The following is an 8762-nucleotide window of genomic DNA, read 5'->3' as shown; positions in this document are numbered from 1 at the left end:
CTGATGAATCGCAGGCTCCGGTTGCTGATCAATGCTCCCGGCAAAAGCCCGGCCTCCACCAGGACCTGAAAGCCGTTGCAGATCCCTATGACCGGTTTCCCCTGCCGGGCGAAATCCTGCACGGCTGACATAATGGGCGAAAACCGGGCGATAGCGCCGGTACGCAAATAATCACCATAGGAAAAGCCTCCCGGAATAATCACCACGTCAAAATCATCCAGTGAGTGGTCCTTGTGCCAGACGAACGCCCCCTCTTCACCCAACACGTGACGCACAACGTAGTAGGCATCATGATCACAATTTGAGCCGGGGAAAACGATAATAGCGAAACGCACTATGAGTCCTCTACAATCTCGAAACGGTAAGTCTCGATATTGGGATTGGCCAGCAGGCGATCACAGGCCTGTCTGGTGATCGCTTCGGCCTTCTTGCGGGTGACCTTAGGCAATTCCATTTCAATATATTTGCCCATGCGTACATCGCCCACTTCGCCCATCCCCAGGTTACGCAGGGCTTTACCCACAGTCAACCCCTGGGGGTCCAATATCCCTTCCTTCGGGGTAATATAGATGAGGGCTTTCAAACTTTCTTCTCCATGGATTGCAGGTCCACAGGGGCACCGGCTTTGGTCAACCAGCGTATGAGACCACTGAGGAGGTAAATGACCACCGCTGGCAGCGCAATGAGCCCCCCGAAGATCGGTAACAACGCCAGGACCCCGAGCGTGCCGATCAGATAAAGCGTATTCCCGATCCCGGCGTGAAAGGTGAACTTAGGCGACTTGGCATACCGGATCGAGCTGATCATTAGAACAGAGGTGGCCATGATAACTGGCAGAACCACTTTCGCGGCACCACCATACGACTGATCGGAATAATACAACACCAGTGCCACCACCGTCATAGCGTTCATGGGGACGGGAAGGCCCTCAAAATACGGTCGGGGTTTGGAACTCTCGGCTATATTATAGCGCGCCAGACGCAGGGCACCAAAGTAAAGTGGTGCTCCGGCTATCAGCGCCCCCAGAACGGGATGCAAATCATGGGCATAGAGTGACCAGATAAGCAGGGCGGGTGCCAGGCAGAAGGAAACTAGATCCGCCAGGGAATCCAGCTCCATGCCAAATCGGGATGGTCCTTGAACCCAGCGGGCTAGTTTCCCATCCAGGGTATCAAAAATACCGGCGGCTACAATTAGATAGGCCGCGCGGATGGCATATCCCTCCGCTACGCTGATCACGGCCAGAAATCCCAGGAAGAGATTCACCAAGGTAAACAAACTCGGAATATGGTGCTTGCTGATCCGTTTGCTGAACTTCATGACCCAAAGTATCCCAGAACAGTAGCAACGCCTTTAACCCGTTCCCCGACTTTAATCCTAAGTTCAAAGTCGTAAGGCACTATGATGTCAACCCGCGACCCGAACCTGATAAATCCCAACCGATCACCACGCCGCACGGAGCTATCCGGCCGCATGTGACAGATAATACGTCTAGCCAGTATCCCGGCGATCTGTTTGACGGTGAATTTACCTCCTTTCCCGGTGAAAAGGGTCACCGCCTGTTCGTTTTCTTCACTGGCCCTGGGCCGGAAAGCGGCCAAGAAACGGCCCGGATGGTAAACAGTGGCCTCCACCCGAGCGTCCATAGGCACCCGCTGCACGTGAACATCGAAAAGCGAAAGAAAAATGGAGATCTGCAGTGCTTTACCGCCCAGATGCTGGTCATGGATTACGGGCTTGACAGCCACCACCCTGCCATCGGCTGGAGATACAACAGCCAAGGCATCTGCCGGCGGTACCCGTACCGGATCTCGGAAAAAAAACAGGGCTAGACCCGCCAATATCCAGAAAAAACCGGCCACTACTTTCATCACCGGATAGGGCAACCACAAAAGCCCCAGACCCGCCAGAACTGCCAGGAACAGCAGCGGGAGGAGAATAGCACGTCCTTCAGGGGCCATCAGCCGACAGGGCCGGTCAGGCCCACAGTGGTCCGGGTGACATCAAAGGCAGCGGCAGTGCCCTTGAATTGCGGAATGAAAAGGTGCAGGCAGTCGGTGCTTGAAGTCCTCCCGGCTTTGCTGACCGTCAGGAGCTGGCCCCTCTTAATCGTTCCTCTCATCTTATAGACCGAGCCGCTCAAATATGGCATTGACGTTCTCCCGCAGGGAGTCATAGTCGAAGCAGGCATCTAATTCGTCGGGGGTTAGCAGCGCGGTAACCTCAGGGTCATTTTTAAGCAACTGGCGGAAATCCCCTCCCTGCTCCCATACTTTCATGGCATGGCGCTGGACCAGGGCATAGGTCTCTTCCCGGGTAGCGCCCTTTTCCACCAGGGCCAGGAGGACCGGCTGGCTGAAAATGAGACCACGGGTCAGATTAAGGTTAGCCATCATCCGCTCCGGGTAGACTATCATGCCTTCCAGCAGGTCGGTCATCTTCAACAGCATGTAGTCCAGGGTAGTGGTAGCATCGGGGAGGATCACCCGTTCCACCGATGAATGGGAGATATCGCGTTCATGCCACAGGGTCACATTCTCCAGGCCGGCCAGGGCGTGGGCGCGCAAGAGCCGGGCCATACCGCAGACCCGTTCGGCAATGATGGGGTTCCGCTTATGAGGCATGGCCGACGAACCCTTCTGACCCTTTGTAAACGGTTCCTCGACCTCCCGCACCTCGGTCCGCTGCAGGTGGCGAACCTCCAGGGCGATCTTCTCCAGGGTTGCACCGCTGATAGCGATGACGGACAGGTAGTTGGCATGGCGATCCCGCTGGACCACCTGGTTGGATATACTGGCCGGCTTCAGACCCAGACGCTGGCATACCTGCCGTTCCACTTCCGGGGAAAGGTGAGCGTAGGTCCCCACGGCTCCGGAAATCTTCCCGACAGCGATATCTTCCAGGGCCGAATTCCAGCGCTGCAGGTTGCGGGCCATCTCCTCCGACCATAGGGCCAACTTCAGGCCGAAGGTGATCGGCTCAGCGTGCACGCCGTGGGTTCGACCGATCTGCCAGGTGAACTTGTGCTCCCGCGCCCGGCGCCTGAGAAGCTGGTGGAAGGCCTCCATGCGCTTGCGAATCTGCTGCCCCGCTTCCAGGCAGAGGAGGGCCAGAGAGGTATCCAAGAGGTCCGAGGAGGTCATTCCCAGGTGGATAAACCGGGCATCAGGCCCCACCTGCTCGGCTACATTGGTTAGAAAGGCAATGACGTCGTGATGGGTGGTGGTCTCGATCTCCTCAATGCGAGCCGGATCAAAAGCGGCCCGGGCCTTGATAGTGGCCAGCGACTTCGACGGAATCCGACCCTGCTCGGCCATAACTTCGCAGGCGGTAAGCTCCACTTTCAGCCAGGTTTCATATTTGTGCTGATCACTCCAAATGCGTCCCATCTCAGGGGTGGTGTAACGGGGGATCATCTTACTACCCCGACCGGCCCAATTCCATAGGAACATCCAGCTCGCGTCCCTCCCGCCAGATTTTCAGGGTCAGAACATCCCCGGCTTTCATAAGATCTTCTTCAATCACCCTGAAAATATCCTCACCCCGATTGACCCGCTTACCATTGGCCTCCAGTACTACGTCTCCCACCTGCAGGCCCGCTTTTTCACCGGCGCTTCCCGGATCAACATGGGAGATCACAGCCCCCCGGCGGAAGGGCAGTTTGAGATAACTCTGAATAATTCGGTCCACCGGACGAACAATCAGGCCAGTGGTGAAGCTGCGATCAACCCGGCCCTTGGTCTTCAGTTCCTCAACCACTTCCTTGACCTGGTTGATGGGGATCGCAAACCCGATACCTATCGAACCGCCGGAGTATTGACTCTCCGTAAAGATGAAGCTGTTAATACCGATGACCTCGCCGTCGGCGTTCACCAGCGGGCCCCCACTGTTGCCGGGATTGATGGAGGCGTCGGTCTGAATCATGTCCTGGTAGACCCGGCCCGGCTCCTTATGGCCAAAATCCATATGCAGACCGCTGATTATCCCCGCCGTAGCTGTAGGCTGTTTGCCGACATCGAACAGGCCCAGAGGATTGCCCAGGGCCACTACCCACTCCCCAATCATGAGCTCATTGGAATTTCCCAGCCTGGCCGCGGGCAAGTTCCGCGCATCAATCTTCAGGAGGGCGATATCCGTCAGTTTGTCGGTGAAGATATCCTTCACATCGTACTGCTGACCACCAGGCAAAGTGACAATAATCTCAGCCGCGTCTTCCGCCACGTGAGCGTTGGTGACCACATAGCCATCGGAGGAAATCACCAGTCCCGACCCCAGACTTTCTACCCGGCGATAGAATTCAGGAAACATGTATGACCAGAAAGGATCATCGAAGAGCGAACCGGATTCCCTGGGGCCCTTTTGAAGTTTGACGACGTTGATGCCCGCGACAGCCGGGCTCACCCTTTGAATGGACCTGGTAAGAGCAGTTTCGCGGCTCCCAGCGATATTATATGGATCCTGGGCTGCCAACAATAGCAGCGGTACGATAGCCAATAGCCCACCAATAAAGATCCCTTTGTACCACTTTCCCATTTTCATGCCCTGAAGTTCTGTCGTGTTAGGGTTGCTTGACATAACAAATTATACTAACCCACGGAACTGGATGCGGGGTACACCACTTCTTCCAGAACCAGCCCTTTAGCCGGTGCCCGATATACCATGATCGAACCCGATCCCTGCTCGAGTTGAGCGCGGAACTGATCGAGTCCGTAACGGCCCCGGGCTACCTCTACCATCGTACCTACCAGGTAACGAACCATATGGTGGAGGAAACGGTCGGCAATGACGTGATACACCATCAGCGGCTCCCTGAACTCCCACCGGGATGCCTCTACATGGCAAATGCTGGAATCCACCTCGTCACTGGCCTTGGCAAATCCGGCGAAATCGTGCCTACCGAGCACCAGTTTGGAGCACTCCAGCAACAAGTCCCGGTCAACGGGATATCGTAAGGGCCAGACATATTGCCGACCCAGAACAGGCCGGGTAGTGATCATGGTGTAGCTGTAACGGCGTCTGATCGCAGCCTTTCGAGCATTAAAATCATCCGGAACCAGGCTGATGGCCTGAATCCGTACGTCCTCCGCTAAGTGGCTATTCACGGCCAGGCGCAGCTGTTCCGGAGGGATGGTGGTATCCAGTCTTACATTGGCTACTTGCCCCCGGGCATGAACACCGGCATCCGTTCGACCGGCCCCAATAACCGTAACCGCCTCCTGAGACGTTACCCGCTCCAGAGTCACTTCCAGTTCGGCCTGGATTGTCCGCTTCCGTCGCTGAGACTGCCAGCCATGAAAGGCAGTACCGTCGTATTCAACAAGCAGTTTGTAATTTAAAACACCCATCCCGCACAGCCCAGGAGTACCGTTATGACTACTACCGCCATTCCATCCTGAAATTTGAACGGCAGGGGTGTGAGCTGGCCCCTGGGTATGACCAGTCCATATCCCCGCAGCCGCATCACCTCACCCAGCTGCTGTGCGCGGGTCAGCGAGCGGGACATCACCGGCAGCAAGTTCCCACCATAAAAACGAACTTTCTCCCGGAGGGTGTCTGGAGGTGTAAATCCCAGCGCTAAGTTGAACCGCTCCAGGCTCCGGTATTCCTGCATCACCTGGGGAATAAACACCAGAACCAGCCTCAGCGTCTGCAAGAGGTCCTCTGCCAGGCGGCTTTTGATATGGAGACGATCCACGAGCGTTTTGAGGCTATCTATCAGGGACTGCGCTTTAACTCCCTCCCGTAAAACGCCCATGACCCCCGCCAAGCCAATGAACCTGAGTAGAATAATGGACTCATCCTTGAGGAAGGCCACCAGGTCAGAATGAGGCAGGGCAATATACGAAAAGACCAGATGAATGAGGAAAAACCCCACTGTCCAGGGAAGCATTACCCGAATGCTCTTTCCCAGGGGTGACAGGCGCAAACCCAGGAACAGACATAGCGCCAGAAACACAGCCGAGACAGACGCAAATTGCAGTGGGTTTCTGGATAATGATACGGCCAGCAAGCCGGCAACAGCCAGGAAAACCCTGACCAGTGGATTATACCTTTCCCACCTTGCTCTTCCCATGAAGGATTGGTCGGGGCAATCCGCAACGGCTGGATTGGCAGGCCTGGGTAACGGCATGCTAAAACTGCAGCCGAATGCTGATCCCACCGCCGCCGGGCAGGGGCATCCAGTAGGCCGAGGGTGCCTGTCCGCGGCGGGATAGGAAAAGCACATGGATGGCGGCAATCGCGCGGTTCACTACCATGCCACCGATGACAAAGGATGCTGCCTTGGCCGCTCTTAAGCTGGCGCGGCGCAGATCGGCGTAGTGCTGGCGATTGACAGAAAAGTCCCATTGCCAATCAAGGTGGGTCCCCAGGGGATATACCGCAGCCAGATTGCGCTGGCGCAACTGGGCCTGATTATAGGCGGTAATCGAATCATAGCGCCCCAGACGGACGTAGTAAATATCCGGCCGCTGGCGGTATTCTACCCCAGCATGCAGAGCAGCGAAGGCCCGGTAATCTTGCCGATACCACCCGGCAGCGCTGTGGGTGACAAAATAGCCCAGCCAAAGGCCGGCCTCGGCCATGGCGAACCGTCGGGCGGCGGCGCGATCGCCAAGTACCTGCTGCCCCCAGCCAGGCAGTACCAAAGACCTGATTAAGGCACCTTTTTCAGCGGGACCATTAGAGGCCTGAGCGGAAATGGACGGGATCCACCCCCAGACCAGAATGAGGCCCGTAAGTGCGGCTTTAAACCTCATCACTCTCATCCCTTGCTTGATTCCAACGTCGAAAGGCGACGATAGTGAGTCCCATAGCCGCGGCCACGCTCAACCAGGCAAACACATCCCCGTAGCGAGCGTAAAAGGTCATACCGGTTGCGGGGGCAATTTGAGCCGTGAACATCCCCTCCTTGTTAAGCCCCAATCGGGCCACTACCTGCCCGGCCTGATTGATGACCATACTGATGCCGGTGTTGGCGGCACGCACCATGGGCCGGCGGAACTCCACCGCCCGGTAGCGGGCTTGGGCGGCATGCTGGTAGGGACCGGAGGAGGTCCGGTACCAGGCATCATTCACCACCCCCACTAGAAAGCTCGCACCCGCACGCACGAACCGGCGATTCAAGCCCGGGAAGGTAGTCTCGTAACACACCCCCACGCTGAAAGGAATGGAGTCCAATTCAAACACGGTGTATTCCGTCCCGTGGGTGAAGTTCCCCTGTCCCAGGTTGAGTGAATTCAGGGCCGGTATCCACTTCGATAGGGGGATGTACTCGCCGAAGGGGACCAGATGGATTTTGTTATATTGTTTGTCACTGAGGCCCGTACTGTCGATGTAGCCGACAGCGTTGTAGTAATGAACCATTCCGTCCCCTCGCCGTTCGTAGTCGGGCATGCCCGTTACCACCGGGATTCCCAGAATGCGCAGTTCCTCCTGAATCTGTCGCAGGTATAGACGCCCTCCCTTTCGCAGAAAGGCCGGTGTGGCCGCCTCCGGCCAGAAAACCACATCCGGCGAATCCACCGCCACGGCGTGCGTAAGAGCAGTGAGCTGATCGAAGTGCCGGTAGCGGATTTCCGGCATCCACTTATCGGCAGCATTGACATTTGGCTGGACCACCCCCACGCGGAGGTTGGCTGCCGGCACCTCCGGCAACAGCAGCCAGCCACTCAGCCAGGGAGCAAGGACGACGGCTGTTAGTGCCAAAGCGGGGACCAACTTCTCCCGGGCATGCCACAATTCGACCATCGTAACATTAATCAAGATCACCCAGAAACTCAGTCCCCAGATGCCGACGATCTCGGCATTTTGTATCGGCAGGAGAAAGTCCGTCTGGGCATTAGCCAGGGCCACCCAGGGAAAGCCCAGGGTTCCGAAGCTGCGCAGAAACTCCACGCTTACCCAGAGCAAGGGTAGCAGCCATAAGGCCATCCTTCCCAACCAGGCATGCAGCCATCCAAACCACCAACCGATGAGCGTATAGTTGAGCGACAGTACCAAGACAGCCGCCAACATGCTCATGATCGCCGCCCACCAATAGGTCCCATAATTGAAGGCCAGCCAGTACATCACTACCAGCAGGAATCCCAGGGACCAGATAAAGCCATAGAAGGCGGAGCGGGCCGGGGAAGGCGACTTCAGCCAGGCGTCAAGAAGGGGTACGAGCCCTACCCACGCCAGAAATCCCAGCGGTACTGGCGGGAAGCTCAACCCGGTGATCACTCCGGCCAGCACCAGCTTCCAGGGGGTAGGCAGGTTCCGACCCCAGACAAGGACATCCCGGGCCTTCATCGCTGACTGTCAAGATAGTCCTGGAGCATTAAGGCGGCGGCCGTTCGGTCTACCGCCTCCTTCTGGTGTCCGGTTCGGATTCCCCGCTGTATCAGGGCCCTTCGGGCAGCCAGGGATGTTAAACGTTCGTCAAAACGGTAAACAGGAACAGTTACCCGGCCTTGGAGGGTAACTATAAACTGATCCACCTCTCTGGTTTGATTGGACGCGGCACCGCTAAGAGTGAGGGGATAGCCCACCACAATGCTCTCCACTTCCTGCTCCACGATGATGGCAGACAGCTGCGCCCACCAACTGCCTGATTCATCGCGGGTGAGGGTGGTGAGTGGTTGTGCGATGACATGAGTGGGGTCTGAGATGGCCAGGCCCACCCGCTTCTTGCCGTAATCAATGCCGAGGATACGGGTCACCGGCAGGACGGGCCTATTCCGGATCCAGTGGCTCCCTTAGAACCTGTCGGAGTAGCCGGC

11 protein-coding genes are annotated in these 8762 nt (G+C 57.0%); all 11 read right to left on the bottom strand.

Going from position 1 to position 8762, the window contains the following annotated elements:
- A partial coding sequence (locus ACETWG_12185; protein MFB0517345.1) for a phosphoribosylformylglycinamidine synthase subunit PurQ occupies positions 1-335 on the bottom strand: 335 nt, incomplete at its 3' end.
- Entirely contained in the window at positions 335-583 is a 249-nt protein-coding gene (purS, locus tag ACETWG_12180; GenBank protein MFB0517344.1) for a phosphoribosylformylglycinamidine synthase subunit PurS, read from the bottom strand. The genes purS and ACETWG_12185, both read right to left, overlap by 1 nt.
- On the bottom strand, positions 580-1320 hold the full coding sequence (gene pssA, locus ACETWG_12175) for a CDP-diacylglycerol--serine O-phosphatidyltransferase (GenBank protein MFB0517343.1): 741 nt from the start codon (positions 1318-1320) through the stop codon (positions 580-582). Before pssA ends, purS begins: the two co-directional genes overlap by 4 nt.
- Entirely contained in the window at positions 1317-1961 is a 645-nt protein-coding gene (locus ACETWG_12170) for a phosphatidylserine decarboxylase family protein (GenBank protein ID MFB0517342.1), read from the bottom strand. The genes pssA and ACETWG_12170 overlap by 4 nt, the downstream gene beginning before the upstream one ends.
- A 162-nt stretch (positions 1962-2123) precedes the next feature.
- Positions 2124-3416: an adenylosuccinate lyase gene (gene purB, locus ACETWG_12165; protein ID MFB0517341.1), complete on the bottom strand. Its 1293-nt coding sequence runs from the start codon at positions 3414-3416 to the stop codon at positions 2124-2126.
- A gap of 4 nt (positions 3417-3420) precedes the next feature.
- The gene (locus ACETWG_12160; GenBank protein MFB0517340.1) at positions 3421-4533 is read right to left on the bottom strand and encodes a S1C family serine protease; all 1113 of its coding nucleotides are present in this window, start codon (positions 4531-4533) and stop codon (positions 3421-3423) included.
- 53 nt (positions 4534-4586) lie between these two features.
- Positions 4587-5345 (bottom strand): tRNA pseudouridine(38-40) synthase TruA, encoded by a 759-nt coding sequence (truA, locus tag ACETWG_12155; protein ID MFB0517339.1) that lies wholly within the window; start codon positions 5343-5345, stop codon positions 4587-4589.
- Positions 5333-5890: a hypothetical protein gene (locus tag ACETWG_12150; protein MFB0517338.1), complete on the bottom strand. Its 558-nt coding sequence runs from the start codon at positions 5888-5890 to the stop codon at positions 5333-5335. Before ACETWG_12150 ends, truA begins: the two co-directional genes overlap by 13 nt.
- Positions 5891-6131: 241 nt before the next feature.
- Positions 6132-6758 (bottom strand): hypothetical protein, encoded by a 627-nt coding sequence (locus tag ACETWG_12145; GenBank protein ID MFB0517337.1) that lies wholly within the window; start codon positions 6756-6758, stop codon positions 6132-6134.
- Entirely contained in the window at positions 6748-8292 is a 1545-nt protein-coding gene (lnt, locus tag ACETWG_12140) for an apolipoprotein N-acyltransferase (GenBank protein ID MFB0517336.1), read from the bottom strand. Before lnt ends, ACETWG_12145 begins: the two co-directional genes overlap by 11 nt.
- Entirely contained in the window at positions 8289-8702 is a 414-nt protein-coding gene (gene ruvX, locus ACETWG_12135; protein MFB0517335.1) for a Holliday junction resolvase RuvX, read from the bottom strand. The genes lnt and ruvX overlap by 4 nt, the downstream gene beginning before the upstream one ends.
- Positions 8703-8762: the final 60 nt, after the last annotated feature.

It is taken from the genome of Candidatus Neomarinimicrobiota bacterium (assembly GCA_041862535.1).
In the GTDB taxonomy this organism is placed as follows: Bacteria; Fidelibacterota; Marinisomatia; order SCGC-AAA003-L08; family TS1B11.
Note: the sequence above shows the minus strand (reverse complement) of the source record. Positions and strands in the feature narration are given on the sequence as shown.

What these genes read in the sequence shown, in the direction of transcription:
- pssA (MFB0517343.1), bottom strand. Translation starts at nt 1,320, where the DNA reads ATGAAGTTCAGCAAACGGATCAGCAAGCACCATATTCCGAGTTTGTTT.
- ACETWG_12170 (MFB0517342.1), bottom strand. Translation starts at nt 1,961, where the DNA reads ATGGCCCCTGAAGGACGTGCTATTCTCCTCCCGCTGCTGTTCCTGGCA.
- purB (MFB0517341.1), bottom strand. Translation starts at nt 3,416, where the DNA reads ATGATCCCCCGTTACACCACCCCTGAGATGGGACGCATTTGGAGTGAT.
- ACETWG_12160 (MFB0517340.1), bottom strand. Translation starts at nt 4,533, where the DNA reads ATGGGAAAGTGGTACAAAGGGATCTTTATTGGTGGGCTATTGGCTATC.
- truA (MFB0517339.1), bottom strand. Translation starts at nt 5,345, where the DNA reads ATGGGTGTTTTAAATTACAAACTGCTTGTTGAATACGACGGTACTGCC.
- ACETWG_12150 (MFB0517338.1), bottom strand. Translation starts at nt 5,890, where the DNA reads ATGCTTCCCTGGACAGTGGGGTTTTTCCTCATTCATCTGGTCTTTTCG.
- ACETWG_12145 (MFB0517337.1), bottom strand. Translation starts at nt 6,758, where the DNA reads ATGAGGTTTAAAGCCGCACTTACGGGCCTCATTCTGGTCTGGGGGTGG.
- lnt (MFB0517336.1), bottom strand. Translation starts at nt 8,292, where the DNA reads ATGAAGGCCCGGGATGTCCTTGTCTGGGGTCGGAACCTGCCTACCCCC.